23 protein-coding genes and 1 tRNA gene are annotated in these 17,783 nt (G+C 52.4%); all 24 read right to left on the bottom strand.

Features of this window, described 5'->3' with window-relative positions:
* Positions 1–170: 170 nt before the first annotated feature.
* The 24 genes from BLO51_RS00865 to BLO51_RS00750 all read right to left on the bottom strand — a co-directional run bounded on the left by BLO51_RS00865 (position 171) and on the right by BLO51_RS00750 (position 17,744).
* The gene (locus BLO51_RS00865) at positions 171–1,145 is read right to left on the bottom strand and encodes a polyprenyl synthetase family protein (RefSeq protein WP_090665833.1); all 975 of its coding nucleotides are present in this window, start codon (positions 1,143–1,145) and stop codon (positions 171–173) included.
* The gene (locus tag BLO51_RS00860; protein ID WP_090665830.1) at positions 1,142–2,005 is read right to left on the bottom strand and encodes a menaquinone biosynthetic enzyme MqnA/MqnD family protein; all 864 of its coding nucleotides are present in this window, start codon (positions 2,003–2,005) and stop codon (positions 1,142–1,144) included. The genes BLO51_RS00865 and BLO51_RS00860 overlap by 4 nt, the downstream gene beginning before the upstream one ends.
* On the bottom strand, positions 1,998–2,603 hold the full coding sequence (locus BLO51_RS00855) for a UbiX family flavin prenyltransferase (protein ID WP_090665828.1): 606 nt from the start codon (positions 2,601–2,603) through the stop codon (positions 1,998–2,000). The genes BLO51_RS00860 and BLO51_RS00855 overlap by 8 nt, the downstream gene beginning before the upstream one ends.
* A complete protein-coding gene (locus tag BLO51_RS00850) occupies positions 2,600–3,475 on the bottom strand; it encodes a UbiA-like polyprenyltransferase (RefSeq protein ID WP_090665827.1) in 876 nt (291 codons plus the stop codon). The genes BLO51_RS00855 and BLO51_RS00850 overlap by 4 nt, the downstream gene beginning before the upstream one ends.
* Positions 3,476–3,479: 4 nt before the next feature.
* A complete protein-coding gene (locus tag BLO51_RS00845; protein ID WP_090665825.1) occupies positions 3,480–4,220 on the bottom strand; it encodes a demethylmenaquinone methyltransferase in 741 nt (246 codons plus the stop codon).
* A 10-nt stretch (positions 4,221–4,230) separates the two neighbouring features.
* Complete coding sequence (locus BLO51_RS00840; protein WP_090665823.1) at positions 4,231–5,094, bottom strand: heptaprenyl diphosphate synthase component 1; 864 nt, start codon at positions 5,092–5,094, stop codon at positions 4,231–4,233.
* Between the two features lie 88 nt (positions 5,095–5,182).
* Entirely contained in the window at positions 5,183–5,704 is a 522-nt protein-coding gene (locus tag BLO51_RS00835) for a hypothetical protein (RefSeq protein ID WP_090665821.1), read from the bottom strand.
* Positions 5,705–5,811: 107 nt separating this feature from the next.
* On the bottom strand, positions 5,812–6,033 hold the full coding sequence (gene mtrB, locus BLO51_RS00830) for a trp RNA-binding attenuation protein MtrB (protein ID WP_090665819.1): 222 nt from the start codon (positions 6,031–6,033) through the stop codon (positions 5,812–5,814).
* Positions 6,034–6,121: 88 nt separating this feature from the next.
* Positions 6,122–7,048 (bottom strand): phosphatase PAP2 family protein, encoded by a 927-nt coding sequence (locus tag BLO51_RS00825; RefSeq protein ID WP_090665817.1) that lies wholly within the window; start codon positions 7,046–7,048, stop codon positions 6,122–6,124.
* Positions 7,049–7,246: 198 nt separating this feature from the next.
* On the bottom strand, positions 7,247–8,155 hold the full coding sequence (hprK, locus tag BLO51_RS00820; RefSeq protein ID WP_090665814.1) for an HPr(Ser) kinase/phosphatase: 909 nt from the start codon (positions 8,153–8,155) through the stop codon (positions 7,247–7,249).
* A gap of 169 nt (positions 8,156–8,324) precedes the next feature.
* Positions 8,325–8,398: transfer RNA gene (locus BLO51_RS00815), tRNA-Pro, on the bottom strand.
* A 168-nt stretch (positions 8,399–8,566) separates the two neighbouring features.
* Complete coding sequence (locus BLO51_RS00810) at positions 8,567–8,839, bottom strand: HU family DNA-binding protein (protein ID WP_010494971.1); 273 nt, start codon at positions 8,837–8,839, stop codon at positions 8,567–8,569.
* Between the two features lie 193 nt (positions 8,840–9,032).
* On the bottom strand, positions 9,033–10,511 hold the full coding sequence (gene spoIVA / locus BLO51_RS00805) for a stage IV sporulation protein A (RefSeq protein WP_090665812.1): 1,479 nt from the start codon (positions 10,509–10,511) through the stop codon (positions 9,033–9,035).
* 255 nt (positions 10,512–10,766) lie between these two features.
* Positions 10,767–11,492 (bottom strand): DUF3939 domain-containing protein, encoded by a 726-nt coding sequence (locus tag BLO51_RS00800; protein ID WP_090665810.1) that lies wholly within the window; start codon positions 11,490–11,492, stop codon positions 10,767–10,769.
* The gene (locus tag BLO51_RS00795) at positions 11,492–11,833 is read right to left on the bottom strand and encodes a 2Fe-2S iron-sulfur cluster-binding protein (RefSeq protein ID WP_090665807.1); all 342 of its coding nucleotides are present in this window, start codon (positions 11,831–11,833) and stop codon (positions 11,492–11,494) included. The genes BLO51_RS00800 and BLO51_RS00795 overlap by 1 nt, the downstream gene beginning before the upstream one ends.
* A 16-nt stretch (positions 11,834–11,849) precedes the next feature.
* Positions 11,850–12,464 carry a nucleotidyltransferase family protein gene (locus BLO51_RS00790; RefSeq protein ID WP_090665805.1) on the bottom strand — a complete coding sequence of 205 codons (615 nt, stop codon included), beginning with the start codon at positions 12,462–12,464 and terminating at the stop codon, positions 11,850–11,852.
* A gap of 27 nt (positions 12,465–12,491) precedes the next feature.
* On the bottom strand, positions 12,492–12,785 hold the full coding sequence (locus BLO51_RS00785; RefSeq protein ID WP_090665802.1) for a 2Fe-2S iron-sulfur cluster-binding protein: 294 nt from the start codon (positions 12,783–12,785) through the stop codon (positions 12,492–12,494).
* A gap of 15 nt (positions 12,786–12,800) precedes the next feature.
* The gene (locus tag BLO51_RS00780; protein ID WP_090665800.1) at positions 12,801–12,980 is read right to left on the bottom strand and encodes a DUF2768 family protein; all 180 of its coding nucleotides are present in this window, start codon (positions 12,978–12,980) and stop codon (positions 12,801–12,803) included.
* Between the two features lie 113 nt (positions 12,981–13,093).
* On the bottom strand, positions 13,094–13,372 hold the full coding sequence (locus BLO51_RS00775; protein ID WP_090665798.1) for a stage VI sporulation protein F: 279 nt from the start codon (positions 13,370–13,372) through the stop codon (positions 13,094–13,096).
* An 82-nt stretch (positions 13,373–13,454) separates the two neighbouring features.
* Positions 13,455–14,504 (bottom strand): NAD(P)H-dependent glycerol-3-phosphate dehydrogenase, encoded by a 1,050-nt coding sequence (locus BLO51_RS00770; RefSeq protein WP_090665796.1) that lies wholly within the window; start codon positions 14,502–14,504, stop codon positions 13,455–13,457.
* A 24-nt stretch (positions 14,505–14,528) separates the two neighbouring features.
* Positions 14,529–15,128, bottom strand: coding sequence for a glycerol-3-phosphate 1-O-acyltransferase PlsY (plsY, locus tag BLO51_RS00765; RefSeq protein WP_090665793.1), 600 nt, complete (start codon positions 15,126–15,128; stop codon positions 14,529–14,531).
* A 12-nt stretch (positions 15,129–15,140) separates the two neighbouring features.
* On the bottom strand, positions 15,141–16,463 hold the full coding sequence (gene der, locus BLO51_RS00760) for a ribosome biogenesis GTPase Der (RefSeq protein WP_090665790.1): 1,323 nt from the start codon (positions 16,461–16,463) through the stop codon (positions 15,141–15,143).
* A 178-nt stretch (positions 16,464–16,641) separates the two neighbouring features.
* Positions 16,642–16,824 (bottom strand): capping complex subunit for YIEGIA, encoded by a 183-nt coding sequence (locus tag BLO51_RS00755; RefSeq protein ID WP_090665788.1) that lies wholly within the window; start codon positions 16,822–16,824, stop codon positions 16,642–16,644.
* 5 nt (positions 16,825–16,829) lie between these two features.
* Positions 16,830–17,744, bottom strand: coding sequence for a YIEGIA family protein (locus BLO51_RS00750; RefSeq protein WP_090665786.1), 915 nt, complete (start codon positions 17,742–17,744; stop codon positions 16,830–16,832).
* Positions 17,745–17,783 lie beyond the last annotated feature (39 nt).

The following is a 17,783-nucleotide window of genomic DNA, read 5'->3' as shown; positions in this document are numbered from 1 at the left end:
CATCCGCATAGGGTAAAGATTGTCACGGAAAGTTTACGGCCGCCTTTGAAATCAAGTTGTTACCGCAAGGTATATTGAATACAACTTGAATTTCAAGAGCGGTGGAGTGACAATGTTTACGCGACTAACTTACAGATGAATGCAGTTCTTCATGGTGTCAAACCAAGCTCCTAATAAGAACGGTTCCCCACAAAATGAGCAATGCTGATCAAATCTTTTTTCGCCTGGATATTGGGCAAGCCCTCCAGGGAACGAATCGCTTTATCTATGTATGCCGACGCCATCGTTTCGGCGCGGGAGATTCCCTCGCTGCGCCGGATCCTATTCAAAAACGCGGTGATGTCGGTTTGCCCGTCGCAGGCCTCGATACGCGAGATTTCCTCCAGAAGAGCCGGACGATGCTGCGGATTCTGAAGAGCAAAGATGACGGGAATCGTAATATTTCCCTGCTTGATGTCACTGCCCGGCGGCTTGCCGATTTCTTTCTCCGTTCCGCACAGGTCGAGAAGATCGTCCCGGATTTGGAACGCCATGCCCGTATAATATCCGAAATCGTACAACCGCTTGGCTATCTGCTCAGGGGCGCCTGCCGCAATCGCTCCCAATTGGCAGCTGATCGCCAGCAGCAGCGCCGTCTTGCGCTTAATGCGCAGCATGTAATCGCGGACGGTCTGCCCCGTATGGAAAAAGAAGCGGATTTGCTCCATTTCTCCGATCGACATCTCGACCAACGCATTAGACATGATCCGATGAATGGACGGGTCAGGCAACTGGGTAATAATGCTGAGCGCTTTGGCGAAAATATAATCCCCGGCGTACATGGCAACCCGGTTGTCCCATTTGGAGCGGACCGTCAATTGGCCGCGCCGCGTGTTTGCATCGTCGATGACATCGTCGTGAACAAGCGAAGCCATGTGAATCAGCTCCAAAGGAACAGCTACGAACTTGACCCGCTCCAGATTGTACTGCCCGAATTTGGCGCCAAGCAGCACGAATACCGGACGAATCCGCTTGCCGCCTGCTTTCAGCAAGTGCAGGGAAGCTTCGCGAAGCACCGGATGATCGACATCGATGCTTCGCTCCAGCTCTTTTTCAATCAAATTGATATCTTTTTTTAATTTAGCATATAAATCCAAAAGTTTCATTCCGTCACCCGTACTACAGAATTGTCTTTCCATATTTGTAGAGGAACGTTCCGCTCCAGAAATCCGAGCTCTGCGGCATACTGATAATATAACGAGAGCCCGGCCCATTGCTTCGGACCAAATTCATAGCACAGTTCGGAGAAATATTGCTGCCAATAGGCCTCCGTCCCGCCAATCAGCTTTTGCGCGTCACGAACCAACGCCGCCGGATCGGCAAGCGACTTGCGCTTGCTCTCAAGAAAGGCCTCATAGATACGGCTGACAAGCTCCGGATACTGCTCCACGGTTTGCTTCCGGATCGTGCAGACCGCAAACGTCATCCACTGGCCGGTTAAGCGAGTCCATTCCGTCGCAAGATCGGTAACGAGATATCCGTTCTTTTCCCAGCTTGCCCGAATCGCATGATCACCAATCAACAGCGCGGCATCTGCGCTCTTCATCATCGGCTCAAGCTCCGGTGCCGCGTACTCGTACTCGGGCTGAAGCCCGTAAAACTTGGCTAAAATAACTTTTAGCAAATTGATGGAAGTCGCGGAAGTCGTAGGCAGCGCAATCTTGGCGTCCCCCAGCTCCTCCAGCGGTTTTCGGTGAAACAGAAGAATAGAATTGACCTGTCCGAAAGCGCTGACCGACATGTCGGGAAATACTAAATACTCGTCAAAATTTTCTCCATACGCAAATGACGAAATGGCTCCGATATCGATTCGTCCTTCGGCCATGGCGCGGTTTAATCCCGACGGCACCTGTTGAGTAACCTCCAGAACGCTGCCAAAGGAAGAGAAAGGAAAGTAATAGAAGAGCGGCCACACATTGGTGAAATCGATCCGGCCGATGCGCACAGACGCCTGGCTGTTAGTCATTTGGCATACCCCATCTTTTATACAAATGATGTTCGATCTCCATGCAGTCTAATATTTTCCCGACTACAAAATCGATCATATCGTCTAATGTCTGCGGCCCTTGATAAAATGCCGGCATCGCCGGCAGGATACGTACGCCAAGCCTTGCCAGCTTCAGCATGTTTTCCAGATGAATCGCATGCAGCGGCGTTTCCCGCGGCACGACAATTAGCTTGCGTCCTTCCTTCAGCATCACGTCCGCGGTTCGCTCAAGCAGGTTGTCCGATGCGCCGTTCGCAATGCCGGATAGGGTGCCCATCGAGCACGGTACGACCACCATGCCCTGCGTCCGGAACGAGCCGCTGGCCGTCTTCGCTCCGATATCCTGTACTGGCACGTATTCGAGCTTCCCCGGTACGTTGTCCGATTCGAAGTGCAGACGAATGCTTTCTTGCCGCTTCGAGGCGTCCCAGCCGAGTTCTTCCTTTAGCACGCGCCAGCCTGCATCCGTTACGATCAAATGAACGTCTTCCCCCGCCGACAGCAAAAAACGGCAAAGCCGCACGCCATACGCTGCGCCGCTCGCCCCGGTAATGCCGACTACCCACGGTCTTTTCATCCGGTAAACACCACCAAATCGATCAAGGTGAACACAAACAGCGAGATGCTGAGCGCACTGTTCATCGTAAAGAAGGCCGTATTCAATTTGGTAAGGTCCGTCGGCTTTACAATCAGATGCTCATACATCAGCAGAGCGTAGGAGACCAGCACCCCGATCAAGTAGATCCAGCTCAAATCCGTTAAAAAAAACAGGCTGATCAAACCTGCCGCGGTGACGATATGAAACCAGCGAGCGATGAGCAGCGCCTTAGGAATGCCGAACCGGGCCGGAATAGAATGCAGCCCTTCTTTCTTGTCAAATTCGACATCCTGCGTCGCATAAATGGTATCGAAGCCGGCCAGCCAAAAGACGATGGATACGTAAAACACAAGCGCCGCCAGCGAAAACTCCCCTGTCACGGCGATCCAGCCCCCCAGCGGCGCGAGCGCGACCGTCATCCCCAGAATCAAGTGGCATGTCCATGTGAAACGTTTCGTGTAAGAGTAAAACACCAGAAAAAATACGGCAACCGGCAGCAGCTTCGTCGCCAACGGGCTTAAATGATAGGCCGCCCAGAACAAGCATACGAACGAAATGATAATAAACATGATGGCTTCTTTTGAAGAAATCAAGCCGGCCGGTATCGCACGCATCGCCGTCCGCGGATTTTTGGCATCGAACACTTTGTCGATGACCCGATTCAACCCCATAGCTGCGCTCCGCGCCCCGATCATCGCCAGCAGAATCCAGCCGATCTGCCCCCATGACGGAAGATGGTTAAAGGTCACCACCGAACCGAGGAGCGCTCCCATGAAAGCAAACGGAAGCGCGAAGAGCGTATGCTCGATTTTAATCATTTCCAAAAAGATTTTGGTCTTTCTCCATGCCATGTTGTCAGACATCTCCCTTAGATCCATTTGCCGCTTGCGGCTTAATGCCGATGTGAAGCGCCGCGATCCCGCCGGTCAGTGGGTAAGCCTCAACGCGGGTCAAACCGGTCTTTCGGAAAATGTCGGCGAGCTCCTTATGGTCCGGGAAGCTCTTAAGCGATTCCGGCAGCCATTTGTACTGCTCGTACCGTTTGACGATCAGTTTGCCGAGCAGCGGCAGAACCTTTTGAAAATAAAAATAATAAATCGATTTGAACGGCTGCCAGGTCGGCTTGGACAGCTCAAGCGAGATGACCATTCCCCCAGGCTTCACCACCCGCTGCATTTCCTCGATGACCTTGATCAAATCGGGCACATTGCGAAGCGCAAAGCCGATCGTCGCATAATCGAACGAATGATCCTCGAACGGAAGCGCCATGGCATTGCCTTGTACGAGCTTGATTTGCTTGTCCATACCGAGCCGCTTGACCTTTTCGTCGCCTACATCCAACATGTTCTGACTAAAATCAAGGCCTACGATATTGCCGGTGCCGCTCGCTTTAGCGAGGCTGATCGTCCAATCGGCAGTGCCGCAGCACAGATCGATCGCCGTTGCTCCCGGCTTGACGTTTATTTTCTTCATCGTAAAGCTTCTCCAGGCTTTATGCCGGCGGAAGCTCAAAATGTCGTTCATCAAGTCGTACTTCGGCGCAATGCTTTCAAAGACGGAATGAACGAACTGTTCCTTGGTTGATTTCATTTCCATAAGTATCACCTCAAACTTCTTGAGTCGCCCGCGGGGCCGATAAGTACCGGCGGAACGGTTCGCCTATCGACTGCAGCTCTTTGCCTAATTTCTCCGGCTCAAGCGCTTGCAGCTTTTCCTGAAGCTCCTTCATGCAGGCATCGAGCATTTGGTGCAGCTGCGGCGTTACCTTGTACTTCAGCCATAGCGAGCGCCATTTTGCCGGGTCCGGTTCTTCGCTTTGCAGCAGCTTCTTTTCTTCCCGTGTCGCCTGCTGCAGAACATGCCAAAAGCCCCAGCTATCCCGATACGGCTGAGACGATTCGGGCCGGACGATTTCCTGAAGCAGCACCTCGCAGCGGGTAAACAGGCAAAGCACCTCGGGCCAAACGGCGTAAAACCGCTCCTCAAGCAGATTGGCGAAGGAAAGAAACAATTGTGTCTTCACTTCTACCGACTGCCGAATATATTCATCGGCCGTAAGCTTCAGCTGCTTCATCTTGAGGTACAGGTTCATTTTGAGGCGGTTGGCTTCGCATATCGCTGCAGATAATATCCCGACTAAATCGATCTGTCCGGAATGAGACAACAGGTAATAAAAACGGCTGCTGAAGTAGTCTCCCGCTAGCACCTTGAGCTGCCGGGAGCGGGCGGATTTCTGCTCCTTGGCGTCATTGGTTACGCTGACCATATCATGCGTATCCAGACCAAGCTGTACAAGGGACGTCACAAGCGTGTAGAGCTCGCTGTGTCCGGCTAATGTGCTGTGTTTATTTAAAAAAGCATACAGAAGCCGGGTGCGGAATTCGGGAAAGAGCGGCAGATCCGTATGCTTTTGAATCATGTCATGCTCCGTGTATTTCTTGGCCATCTCCGGAATCCGATAAGTGTTCATATGTAAGCCTCCGAACCGATAAGAAAAATCTCTTCACTCGCAATCTAAACTATTATAGCATAATCAAATTATTTTCGCATATCCCGGATCAGCTTTTCGGAGTAAAACGCTCCTGCCATTTCGAGGTATACGTCATCCGAAAACGAGTATCCAAATACTGCTGCAGCTCTTCCGCGTTTCTGGAGCGGAGTCCCGCTTCGTTCGGCAGCCATTTCTCCCGTCTGGCATCCACCGCTGCCAATGGCTGGGGATTCCCTTGCCGGTCTCCGGAGGCATCCAGCACGCGGACCAACACCTGATTGATATTCGTAGACGAAGCGAACATCATCGTCGGCACCTCGTACATATCGCTGAGCAGGTCGGATTTGTCGCTCGTTTTTACGGCCAGCAAATCGATCGACACAACGGCATGATTAACCTCCACCCGGCGAATTCTTAAATGGAGCTGCATCCTCGATACGACGTCGACAATATTGTTTTCGGATACAGGATGCGCTTTAACGCTTCGAAATACGCTAAGACTCTCATCCAGCTGTGACAAATAAGACAAAGCCGACGCTACCGCTATCGATAAAGCTGTTATGATCAACAAACGGGGAGCCCATTTCATCCCGAACCGCTTCCTCCTTTTGACGGGGTCCGAATGCTTGGCTTATGCCCTGTCTGTTACATTGTACAACGAAAAAAAGCAGGCTATGCCTGCCGCTATCCGAAAAATTATTCCTCCGTGTCGATCAGGCCGAATTTCGTGACCACAACCGCTTTCCCGCGGATTTTGATAGCTGATGTATGCTCAGTAAATTGAGCGATCATGACCTCGCCTTTATCCAACTTTTCCGTATGATGAAACCGGGTATCCTGTCCTCTCGTCAATCCAATGACCTGTACTCCGTTTTCCTTGGCTTTTACCACAAAATATTCACTCTGATTCGTGTCCATCCTGATTCCCCCCGGGGCTAATCTGTCCAATTACCTTTATCATGCAAAAAAATACTCGTGCTGTCAACTCAAGAGAAAAGCCGCCCTCTTAGGCGGCTACCGTTTTCTCTGGCGCGTAAGCTTGATCTTTTTTGTTATAGAACACCTTGAAGCGGCTCGGTACGAGCTTGGAAGCCCAATGGATGATCAAATCGGCAAGCTTGACGACACCGTAAGCGAACAGCATGCCCGCAATAACGTCGAGCACCCAGTGAATCTGTAAATACATCGTCGAGAAAATGATCAAGGAGCAATACGTAACCATCATGTATTTGAAAATGCGGTCTTTCTCCCGGAGTGCCAGCAGCAGCATGGCGAACGAAATCGACGTATGCATGCTCGGGAAGCAGTTCATGACAGTGACCAGCATCTCGTTTTCCGAGGCGAAATTCCGCCCGAGCAAGTCAGGCTGCCCTTTGACCCACCATACCTCGCGAAGCAAAATCAAGTTGTAAAACGGCAGGATCAGCGGAAACTGCATCAAGTGCCCGGATAAGGCGTAGGACATCATCTTTTTAACGCTCTTGGTCCAGTAGCTTCGGACAATGCAAACCCAGAGTGAGAGCACGAAGCCGTAGTTGTAGATCCAAACCATGATCTTGTCGAACACCGGGTGGTTGATCGCCCGGGCCCATGCCGCATCGTTGAGGGGGATGCTGTTCATCATGCTATCCCAATTCCATGGATGACGATTGTTTTCAAACATCCAGTTGGCAATATCAAACCATATTCCTTTGCCGGAGCCATAAAAGTAATAGAAGACGCCAAGAAGTGGAATGCCTACCACAAAAAAACGTTTCCAATCGACGTCAATCTGATCTTTCCGGATACCCATCAGACATATCAAAAGCAAGACCCAGCATTCATAACTCCAATTGCCGACCACGCCGATCCGCCAAACCAAAAAGATCGATGCCAGAATGCCGTACATCGTCCAATCGTTTGCGTTCGACCATCGTCTAAGTTTTTCCGACATTTTCGGTAACTCCTCCTAAATACTGTACCTAATCCGCTTACTGCATAACCATTTCGTGAAATGAGGTCAACTAAGTATATCAAAAGAACGAGGATATTGCTTCATAATTTTTTTACATTTAAGAAAAGCTTCAGAATTAAAAAAACACGGGGCACACGTCCCGTGTCGCTTGTGCTTCGTCAAGAATCGCCGCTTCTTTCACTCCTCTTGCAAACGCTTCATAAAGTCCTCCGCCGCGCTGTAGCCTTGCTGCCGGAGATACCAGTTGTTGGCCGCCGCTTCTACCAAGCCAGCCACGTCCCGGCCCGGTTGAAGCTGAATCTCGATGTGAGGAATCTTGATGTCCATATAATCCGAGAATTTCGGGGTCAGCTCCAATTCGTTATTGAGCGCATTATCCTGCCACTTTGTCAGCTCGATGTCGAGAACGATACGCGTCTCGTCCTGAAACGCTTTGCGTCCGTACAGACGGGAAACATTGATGAGTCCGATGCTGCGGAGGGCGAGAAACTCTTTTGTCTTCCCGTTATGCGTGCCGAGAAGCGTCTCCGGGCTGATCTTTTTAAGCACCACGATATCGTCGGCCACCAGCCGGTGTCCCCGCCGTATGAGCGTATGCGCCGTCTCGCTTTTGCCTACCCCGGATTTGCCCCGGAGCAGAATGCCGATCCCGGATACGTTAACGCAAACCCCGTGTACGGCAATCTCCTGCGCCATCGATTTCGTCAAGAAAACGTCCACCAGCTCGATGAATTTGGTCGTCGGCTGAGCCGTCCGCAATAAGGGGATGCCCTCTTCCTCGCAATATTTCATCAAATATTTAAGCCCTTCCTGATTGCGGGTTACGACAAAGCACGGCGGATGATACTTCACGATGTTTCCGATACGCTCATTGCGTTCCTCTTCTGTGAGCGTATGTAAGTAAGTAATTTCTTTACGGCCCAGCACCTGCAGGTGGGACTGCGAGAAAAAATCGAAATACCCGACAAATTCCAATCCCGGACGGTGCACGCTCGTCTTGGAAATCGTTCGATGAAGCTGCGTGGCCCCGGTCAGTACTTCCATCGAAAATCGTTTTACCAAATCTTCTACGGTTACAGCTTTCACTCGTTCATCCCCCTTCGCCTTCTACGACTTTGCCAAACGGAATATGCTAACTAATTCTACATAAGAGAGCATTTCCCTCTTCGGCTTCCCGACCTGTGAATAGAAAACAAAAACCGCTTCCTCCGACGGGTTTCGTCCGTCAAGAAAGCGATTCGGTCATAACATGCTATCGGAGTAGCGGGATTCGAACCCACGGCCTCACCCACCCCAAGGGTGCGCGCTACCAGACTGCGCCATACCCCGAAAATGATCCGGTAAAAAAATCCGGCAAAGACTATTATATCTTATAACCCTATCGATTGTAAAGGATTTTTCCAAAGAAAAGAAAAAACGCCCGAACCGCATTCGAGCGCTTTTCGAGCCGGTGAACCGGCTCCATTATGTAGTAGAAAGCCTAAAAGCCGCAAGAGCTTACTGGATTCCGTCTCTCAGTGCTTTGCCAGGTCTGAAGGCCGGGATTTTGCTGGAAGGAATTTCGATTTCTTCGCCGGTTTGCGGGTTGCGGCCTTTGCGGGCGGAACGCTCACGAACTTCGAAGTTTCCAAATCCGACCAATTGTACCTTATCTCCGCTTTGAAGCGCCTCGGAAATAGCTTCGAAGACGGCTTCAACCGCTTTGGTTGCGTCCTTTTTGGAAAGCTCTGTGGACTCCGCTACCTTATTGATCAAATCGGATTTATTCATGCGATTCACCTCCCCCCGAAACAAACGATTCCTGTTACTTTCTTTGTTAACCGTTTCGCTGAAAAATATACATTCGGAACGATGCAAAGGTGAAGAAACAAGACTATAGTAATACACGCGTTAATCATTTTCAAGTGCAAACACAAAAAATGCACCCTTCGGAGTGCATTTTTCACGAAAAAGGAGAATCCTCTCACAAAATGATCGCAATGAGGCCGCCGGAGCCTTCGTTTATAATCCGTCCAAGCGTTTCCTGGAGCTTGTAGCGCGCGTTATCCGGCATCATGGCCAGCTTGCCTTGAATGCCTTCGCGCACGATCGAGTGCAGCGACCGTCCGAAAATATCGGATTCCCAGATTTTGAGCGGGTTGTCCTCGAAATCCTGCATCAAGTAACGAACGAGCTCCTCGCTTTGTTTCTCTGTCCCGATAATCGGCGAGAATTCCGACTCCACGTCGACGCGGATCATATGAATCGACGGCGCTGTCGCCTTGAGCCGGACGCCGAAGCGGGAGCCTTGCCGGATGAGCTCCGGTTCGTCGAGCGCCATCTCCGCGAGCGTCGGCGGGGCAATCCCGTAGCCGGTCGTTTTGACCATTTCGAGCGCTTCGGCGAAGTGATCGTACTCGCGCTTGGCATGCGTAAAATCCTGCATGAGCTGCAGCAGGTGATCCTTGCCGCGGATTTCCACGCCGACGACCTCCATAAGAATGCGGTCATAGAGCTCGTCGGGCGCATACAGATCGATTTCCGCGACCCCTTGCCCCATATTCATTCCGGCCAGCGCCGCTTTATCGATAAACTCGTATTCCTCGAAATGACTGACGACCCGATCCACGTCACGGAGCCTGCGAATGTCCTGAACCGTCTCGCGGACAGAGTTCTCAAAGCTGGAACGGAGCCAGTGGTTCTCCTCCAACACCATGACCCAGCTGGGCAGATTCACATTGACCTCGTGAACCGGGAATTCATACAGCACTTCACGAAGCACGGACATCATGTCGTCCTCGCTCATATTGGCAACGCTCATCGCTACGACCGGTACGTCGTGCTTTGCCTGCAGCTCGTTGCGCAGCTCAATCACGGCATCGCTCTGCGGGCGGGTGGAGTTCACGATGACGATGAACGGCTTTCCGACTTCCTTCAGTTCGTTAATGATACGCTCCTCCGCATCCACGTAGGAGGCGCGCGGAATTTCGGCGATCGAGCCGTCCGTCGTAATGACGACGCCAAGCGTCGCATGCTCTTGAATCACCTTGCGCGTGCCGATTTCCGCGGCTTCCTGGAACGGAATCGCTTCATCGAACCACGGCGTATTGATCATCCTGGGGCCGTTCTCATCCTCATATCCTTTCGCGCCTTCGACAACATACCCGACGCAGTCGACCAGTCGAATGTTGACATTCAGTCCTTCAGCGACATGCAGCTGCACGGCATTGTTCGGTACGAATTTCGGCTCCGTCGTCATAATCGTCCGTCCGGCGGCGCTTTGCGGCAATTCGTCGGTTGCCCGAATCCGGTCGGCTTCATTCTGGATGTTGGGCAGCACGATCGACTCCATAAAGCGCTTGATGAACGTTGATTTTCCCGTACGGACCGCTCCAACGACCCCCAGGTAAATATCCCCGCCAGTACGCTCTGCAATGTCCTTAAAGATATCCACTTTTTCCAATGAGAATCCCTCCTACAGGTTGTTTAAGACGAAACTCGTACACGCTTTGGACTAGTACAAATATATGTACGGCGGTTCAAAATATGATGACAGGCGCAGAAATAATTTTCACCGGAAATCCGGCTTTACCGTGTTCGCCGCTTGCGTCCTTAACTTCATCCCTGACAAATATATGTAGGAGATTCTACGATTATTCTAGCTATGACAAGAAAAAAACCTCTATCACCTTGGCTGGAAGGTTGATAGAGGTTAGGTTCAGAATGATTCCGGGACGGGAAGCGGTTTATTGTCTTTCCACATATAAGCAAACGAGCGTGCAGGAACGAAATACGATTCCTGAACAAGCAGCGCGCGCAAATCCTGCTTTGCGTCAAGACGGCTTTGAAGCTGCTTCTTATCGATAAGCCGCATCAATTCAGGCGCGTAATCGATGGCGACCTGACCCGCTTCGCTCATCAGAAAAGGAAGCTTTACCGAGCGCGTATACATGCTGGTCACTTCCAGAGGCTTCCGGTTCAGCTTGGCATAATCAATGGCGAAAAAGCCGGGAGCGACCGGCTCCCCTGTCGGCAGCGTGCCCGTCTTCGACTTGTAACGGTCCACCTCCTGCTGCAGTTCGACCGTTTGCTGGAACGAAGGCAGATCCATCATCTTGACCGTCGGCTTCGTCTCCGCATCGATCAGGACGTAGGTCGCCGTCCCGCCGTTCTCGAACGCATTGGCCGGCACTTCGCTAAGGTAACGCCCTTTCAGCTTTTTGAAATCGATCGGATTCTGTTCATATAGCGGCGTGGTCGCCTCGAAGTTTTTGATCGGCAGCACGCCGGTTTTTGCCTTAAATTGATCGATCGCGTTCTGAACGACGATCACATACTCGCCACTCGCAATCTGGCTTTCCTTGCGCATCTCCTTCGGATACATGCAGCCGCCGAGCAGCGTGCAGACCAGCAGCAAAGACGCCGCCTGCAACCAACGCTTCATCACCATTCCTCCTCCTGCTTCTCCAACTGCTTGCGTATAGCACTCTTCAACGGATCCTCCGGCACGAGCACCGTAACAGGCCCGGTGATTTTCGCCTGGCAGGCGAGACGATAGCCGTCCTGCTGCAAGCCGCCAAGCTTCAGCGCCTCGTTGCGGTTCGGCCCGGCCAGCCCGGTGCCGGCGTTCTCCGTCACGCGAACCTTGCACATCAGACAAGCCGCCTTGCCCCCGCACCGGGTACGGATATGCACGCGGGCGCGCCGTGCCGCGTCCAGAAGTGTCGTGCCCGGTCTTGCTTCCAACGTTTTGTTGTCGGGTAAAAAAGTAACTTTCGCGGCCATATGCGCTCTCCTTCCGTTAACTAGTCGCTTTCGGGTCGAGCAGCGTACGCAGCCTGTCGGCGAGCTCCCCGCTGAAACGGTTGCGGGCAATCAAATCATCGAGAACCAGCCTATGACGCTCCAACTCCCGGACTCGGCACACCCTTGCAATCGCTTCGTAACGGTCCGGGCGATCCCTCAGCACGTTAAATACCAGTTCGTGGGCCAGCGGCATTAACCGGACGGTCTCTCCTTCGCCATACGAAACAGCAAGCGCATGTGTCCGCGCCAAATACTCGGCTTCCACGCGATATTCGCTGTCCATTGCCCGTACCTCGAAAGCCCCGACCAGTTCCACCTTGACGGCGTTCATCTCATAATGGCTGAGAATCGACCGGTAAATGGGCGTTTCACTCCCCATCTGATCGTCAGTCGCGAACTGCCGGAGCGCCATATGCAAAGCCTCCGCATCGCGCCGGTCAGCGTATAAATCCAAGTCCCTGGGAAGCGCGTTAAGCTCCACGCCTTGCAGCAGCAGTCCGGTGCTGCCGCCGACCAACCAAATGGAGCCAGATTCCCTTGTATGTAAGGCAAGCTCGGAAAAAATCGCCTTGAGCGGTTCCGGTACCATGCCAAGTTGTAGAGTATTCATTTTATCATCCTATGCTAAACAAAATAGTCAAAAATAAGGCTTATGCGCAACGGCAATCGCGCCCTCGCTTTTTACTTTCGCCTGACAGCCTAACCGAAAGCCTTGCTCCAGCTCTTCCGGCTCCAAATTGTCCAGCTCCTCGTCCGTCGGAGCGTTCAAATGCTCCATCCCCTCGCTTACTTGACAGCGGCAGCGCGAGCAGGTGCCCCGCATACAGGAGAACCCCCAGTCCATTTCCGCCTTCAGCGCCAAATCCAAGATTGTGAACTCCGTCACCGGTTCGATCGATTTCGTTACTCTGCGTCCTTTTAAAATTATCATGAGCTGCCAAACTCCTTACAATAGGGATACGACCATATAAATAAAGATCGGAATAAACATCAGGAACGCGACCAGAGACAGCACAAACCGGATGATGCCCGTCGTTTTATTTCTCGCAAACGTGATCAGCAGCGAAGCAAGAACCATGAGACCGATCGCAATAAAAGATGCCCACATTTTGTCCAACGGTGACATAATAGTTTTTCCATCCCCTAGCATGGTAACGTAATTGACTCCATCATAACACAAAAAAAGCATAAGCGCGCTTGACAGGCGGCTCATGCCATAAAACTGTTAAAAATGTCACTTTACTTCTTCATGATCATCTTCATGAGCTGTTCCAAATTGTCCGTACTCACTTTGCTGCTTTTAATGGCTTGGATCAGCTCTTTCGTCGTTTGATCCGAAACGGGAACATTCACAAGGCCCGCAACTTGCTTAATCAGCTGCCGCAGCTGCGTATCGCTCTGCAGCGTGGACGGCTTTACCCCGCTCGCAAGCTTGTATATATCTTTCTCGGAGACGCTTTTGCCGGTTTTTTTCTTAACCACATTGAGCACGTCTTTCGGCATGTTATTATCTGCCATCGTCGTCCCTCCCCAGACTGGTTATGCAATAAAGCCTGAGGTAGTATATGTGGAAAAGTTGCCTTCGGTATAGGCGCTTGCCTTAACGAAGCCAACCGTTTTGAGAATCGTCGGCGATTTCTTCGGTTTCGTGCCGGGGCCCCCGTCCCATCAAATGCTCTACGGCCGTTTTCGGGTTTTTCCCGTTAAACAGGACGTGGTACAGCTGTTCCGTAATCGGCATGGAAATCTTATAGTGCTGGGACAACTGATAGGCGGCCTGCGTCGTTTTGACGCCTTCTACAACCATTCCCATCCGCTGAAGCACCTCTTCCAGCGAATATCCCTGTGCCAGCATCGATCCGGCCCGCCAGTTGCGGCTGTGCCTGCTCGTGCACGTAACCACCAAATCTCCGATTCCGGCCAACCCCGCGAACGTTAACGGACTCGCCCCCATCGCCGTCCCAAGTCTGGCGATTTCGGCCAGTCCCCGGGTAAGCAGAGCCGCTTTGGCGTTATCTCCGAAGTCCAACCCATCGCTGAGACCTGCTCCGAGCGCAATAATATTTTTGAGCGCGCCGCAAACCTCGACACCAATGACGTCGGGGTTTGTATATACGCGAAAATACGAATTGATCAACAAATCCTGCGCCTGCTCGGCGGCTTCTTTGTCCAGCGAAGCAACGACGACCGTAGTCGGGCATTGCCGGATGACCTCTTCCGCATGGCTTGGCCCGGACAGCACGACCAGCCGGTTCGAATCGTAGGATGTCAGTTCTTCCGCCAGCACTTCGCTCATGCGCTTTAAGCTTCCGGCCTCGAACCCTTTGGTTGCGTGGACCAGGAGCGAATCAGGGCTCAAATGCGGTTTAAGCTGACCGGCGATATCCCGCATGGCCGAGGACGGCGCTACAACCACGACGGCTTCCGCATCTTTCACGGCTTCTTCCATCGAATCGGTCGCCCGAATCCGCGAAGACAACAAAACCTCGGGCAAAAATCGGCTGTTGCGGTGCTCCTCGTTAATCTCCCGTACCTGGTCGCGGTTGCGGGACCACAGCAGCACATCGCGGCCGTTATCCGCCAGCACCGAGGCAATGGCTGTTCCCCAACTTCCCGCTACCAACACGGCGGTTTTACCGGAAATCGGCATAAACGAACACCTCCGTTTATTTCGTCAAACTTGTTTTTTGGCACCAAGCTTGTTCTCTTGTCCTTTTAACAGCTTCACGATATTGCTCCGGTGCTTGACCCAAGCGAATACGAATAGAAGCAAGCTAAGCGCGAAAACTTCCCGGGAACCGGCCATAAACCAGATCATGATCGGCAAAAGTGCGGTAAACAATAGAGATCCCAGAGAAACGTAACGCGTAATAGCAATAGAAACAATAGCAACAATCCCAGCGATAAGCGCAGGCAAAAAGGCAAGCGTCAGCATCACTCCGATCGTCGTGGCAATGCCCTTGCCTCCCCGAAACCCGAAAAACACGGGCCAGTTGTGCCCGACGATGACGCTGATCCCCGCAAGCACTTCAAACAGCGGTTCGCTCCCGCTCAGCCACGTGCCGATCCAGACGGCCGCCACGCCCTTCAATACATCCAAAAGAAGCACTGCGATGCCCGGCCCTTTGCCGAGCACCCGCAGCGTATTCGTCGCCCCCGCGTTCCCGCTTCCGTGTTCGCGTATATCGATGCCTTTCAGCAGTTTGCCTGCCAAATAACTGAAGCTGATCGAGCCGATCAAATAACCGATCAAAAGTGAGAGCAAACTAGTCACCGCGGTTCTCTCCTATTCGTCGTCCGATTTGCGACGCGTGAACATGCGCAGAGGCGTTCCCTCGAAACCGAATGCGCCGCGAATTTTATTTTCCAAATATCTCTGATAGGAGAAATGCATCAGCTCCGGATCGTTGACGAAGAAAACGATGGTCGGAGGCTTGACCGCCACCTGCGTCGCATAATTGATACGTAGCCGTTTCCCTTTATCCGTCGGCGGCGGGTTGATGGCCACGGCATCGGACACGACGTCGTTCAGCACATGCGTCGCCACGCGCGCCGCATGCTGCTCGGCCACATTGGTCACGACCGGGAACAGCTTCTGCAACCGCTGCTTCGTCTTAGCCGACAAAAACACGACGGGAGCATAGGTCATAAACAAAAAATGGTCGCGGATTTTTTGCTCGAACTGATGCATCGTTTTATCATCTTTTTCCACGATATCCCATTTGTTCACAACGAAGATCGCTGCTTTGCCCGCCTCGTGCGCGTACCCGGCGACATGCTTATCCTGCTCGATAATGCCTTCCTCGCCATCGATGACGACCAGCACGACGTCCGCCCGCTCGATCGCCTTCATGGCGCGCATGACGCTGTACTTCTCCGTCGTCTCGTATACTTTGCCGCGCTTGCGCATCCCTGCCGTGTCGATGATGACGTACTTTTGTCCATCCTTCTCAAAAGGCGTATCGATCGCGTCACGCGTCGTCCCGGCGACATTGCTGACGATGACGCGCTCTTCACCCAAGATGGCGTTAACGAGCGACGATTTCCCGACGTTCGGTCGGCCGATCAAAGCAACCTTGATCACATCCTCGCCGTACTCTTCCTCGCTCTTGTCCGGAAAATGCTTGATCACCTCATCAAGCAGGTCGCCGATTCCCGTGCCGTGAGAGCCGGAGATGCCGACGACTTCGCTGAAGCCGAGGCTGTAGAACTCGTAAATATCGTCCATCCGCTTCAAATTATCCACTTTGTTGACGGCAACGATAACCGGCTTTTTCGCCCGGAACAGCATTTCTGCGACTTCGCTGTCTGCCGACGTAATGCCCGCTTTGGCATCCACCATAAACACGATGACGTCCGCTTCCTCGATGGCAAGCTCCGCTTGAACGCGTACGGACTTCATGATCTGATCTTCCCCGTCGATCTCAATCCCGCCGGTGTCGATGACGCTGAACTCGGTGTCCAGCCACTCTCCTCTGCCGTACAGCCGATCCCGGGTAACCCCCGGTTTATCTTCCACAATAGCCAGCTTATCGCCGATAATACGGTTAAATACCGTAGATTTGCCCACATTAGGACGGCCGACAATCGCTATGATTGGTCTTGCCATGCACTTCATTCCCTTCTTCGACTACCGCAATGTTGCTTCATGTCTCCCTTTGCCCGTTCGGCCAAGGGACGTTATGTACAAAGACAAGCCTGTTTTCAAGGCTTGCAAGCTCTGATATTATATCAAAATCGAATTCACAAGTAAATGAACGAAACGTTAGCGGGTAGCCTTCCAACCGTTAATGCTTCACTAAAATAACGATCCCGTTCTCCAAATCGTGAGCCGCAGAATCTAAAATTTTTTCCAGCTTAAAGGCTACTTGCTGCTGATGATTTGCATCATCCGCGATAAAGATGGGAGCTCCGCCCGCCACCGTTTGCCGGTTTGCTTCTGTAGCCACTACCGCCATAATTTGTCCCATAAGCGCTATCCTCCCGCTTTTCCGCCGTTTTGCACATGCGCTTCGCTCGGCATCCGCACTGCGCTTTCCAGCACCGGCGAGTTCATCGCGACTTGCCGGGCTTTCTCCGGATCTTGCTCCTGCGGAAGCAGCAGCACCGCCAGCCGCCCGTCATTCATATCCAGCTTGGCCAACGGAACGAGCGCCGGTTCGCCTTCGTCGCGATGGACGCCCATGATCGTTGACACGTCATGCAGCAGCGCCTGTCGCTGTCCGGGGTTAGCCAAGGTGACCCTTGCATTTTTGTTTTTGGGCACAAGCACAATACCGATGGCTTTTTTCCGGATGACATTTTGCGTATCGCTTAATCCTACGTTCATGATATAAATGTCGTCTACGAACAGATTCGGTCCGTCCAGCCGCACCTGACCGATGTTTACATTTGCAATGTGGGACAAGGTTTTACCTGTCTTAAACATATTGGTGACCAGAATTGCGGCAATGCCGGCCACAATCCCCCAATACCAAGGGAACACGATGCCGAAGAACGCCGTAGTGAACGCGGTAAAAATGACCAAATAGTTGCGGCCTTCAAACACCATCGCAATCCCTTCGATATAGGTCGCTCCCCGCGGCACGAGCTCCAGGCTGTCGATCTTGCTCAGCGTCTGGCGCTCCATATTGCGGACGTCCCGGAACTGCTGCGCCGCCATAGCCAAGAACGTCATGGCCGTATAGTTCTTATCCAGCAGCGAAGGGACGGCGACCGAGCCAAGCCCCGCCGCGATGACGCCCAAGGAAAGATGAATAATTTTGCCGTGAGGATAAGTCGGATATTGCCGGTAATCGGTCCGCAGCATCGTCAGCCGGGCCAATACACCGAACATGACGCCCAATATGATTCCTACGGTATATTTTTGCTCCAACAGCCAAACCCACACGTCGATCGCGTCTCCTTCCTTCTAGGGTGACAGCTTCCA

Origin of the sequence: Paenibacillus tianmuensis (assembly GCF_900100345.1) — a bacterium.
GTDB classification, from domain to species: Bacteria; Bacillota; Bacilli; order Paenibacillales; family NBRC-103111; genus Paenibacillus_G; species Paenibacillus_G tianmuensis.
Note: the sequence above shows the minus strand (reverse complement) of the source record. Positions and strands in the feature narration are given on the sequence as shown.

Excerpts from the sequence above, each read along its gene's own strand:
- BLO51_RS00865 (WP_090665833.1), bottom strand. The coding sequence starts at position 1,145 with ATGAAACTTTTGGATTTATATGCTAAATTAAAAAAAGATATCAATTTG.
- BLO51_RS00860 (WP_090665830.1), bottom strand. The coding sequence starts at position 2,005 with ATGACTAACAGCCAGGCGTCTGTGCGCATCGGCCGGATCGATTTCACC.
- BLO51_RS00855 (WP_090665828.1), bottom strand. The coding sequence starts at position 2,603 with ATGAAAAGACCGTGGGTAGTCGGCATTACCGGGGCGAGCGGCGCAGCG.
- BLO51_RS00850 (WP_090665827.1), bottom strand. The coding sequence starts at position 3,475 with ATGGCATGGAGAAAGACCAAAATCTTTTTGGAAATGATTAAAATCGAG.
- BLO51_RS00845 (WP_090665825.1), bottom strand. The coding sequence starts at position 4,220 with ATGGAAATGAAATCAACCAAGGAACAGTTCGTTCATTCCGTCTTTGAA.
- BLO51_RS00840 (WP_090665823.1), bottom strand. The coding sequence starts at position 5,094 with ATGAACACTTATCGGATTCCGGAGATGGCCAAGAAATACACGGAGCAT.
- BLO51_RS00835 (WP_090665821.1), bottom strand. The coding sequence starts at position 5,704 with ATGAAATGGGCTCCCCGTTTGTTGATCATAACAGCTTTATCGATAGCG.
- mtrB (WP_090665819.1), bottom strand. The coding sequence starts at position 6,033 with ATGGACACGAATCAGAGTGAATATTTTGTGGTAAAAGCCAAGGAAAAC.
- BLO51_RS00825 (WP_090665817.1), bottom strand. The coding sequence starts at position 7,048 with ATGTCGGAAAAACTTAGACGATGGTCGAACGCAAACGATTGGACGATG.
- BLO51_RS00810 (WP_010494971.1), bottom strand. The coding sequence starts at position 8,839 with ATGAATAAATCCGATTTGATCAATAAGGTAGCGGAGTCCACAGAGCTT.
- BLO51_RS00800 (WP_090665810.1), bottom strand. The coding sequence starts at position 11,492 with ATGAAGCGTTGGTTGCAGGCGGCGTCTTTGCTGCTGGTCTGCACGCTG.
- BLO51_RS00795 (WP_090665807.1), bottom strand. The coding sequence starts at position 11,833 with ATGGCCGCGAAAGTTACTTTTTTACCCGACAACAAAACGTTGGAAGCA.
- BLO51_RS00790 (WP_090665805.1), bottom strand. The coding sequence starts at position 12,464 with ATGAATACTCTACAACTTGGCATGGTACCGGAACCGCTCAAGGCGATT.
- BLO51_RS00785 (WP_090665802.1), bottom strand. The coding sequence starts at position 12,785 with ATGATAATTTTAAAAGGACGCAGAGTAACGAAATCGATCGAACCGGTG.
- BLO51_RS00780 (WP_090665800.1), bottom strand. The coding sequence starts at position 12,980 with ATGTCACCGTTGGACAAAATGTGGGCATCTTTTATTGCGATCGGTCTC.
- BLO51_RS00775 (WP_090665798.1), bottom strand. The coding sequence starts at position 13,372 with ATGGCAGATAATAACATGCCGAAAGACGTGCTCAATGTGGTTAAGAAA.
- BLO51_RS00770 (WP_090665796.1), bottom strand. The coding sequence starts at position 14,504 with ATGCCGATTTCCGGTAAAACCGCCGTGTTGGTAGCGGGAAGTTGGGGA.
- der (WP_090665790.1), bottom strand. The coding sequence starts at position 16,463 with ATGGCAAGACCAATCATAGCGATTGTCGGCCGTCCTAATGTGGGCAAA.
- BLO51_RS00755 (WP_090665788.1), bottom strand. The coding sequence starts at position 16,824 with ATGGGACAAATTATGGCGGTAGTGGCTACAGAAGCAAACCGGCAAACG.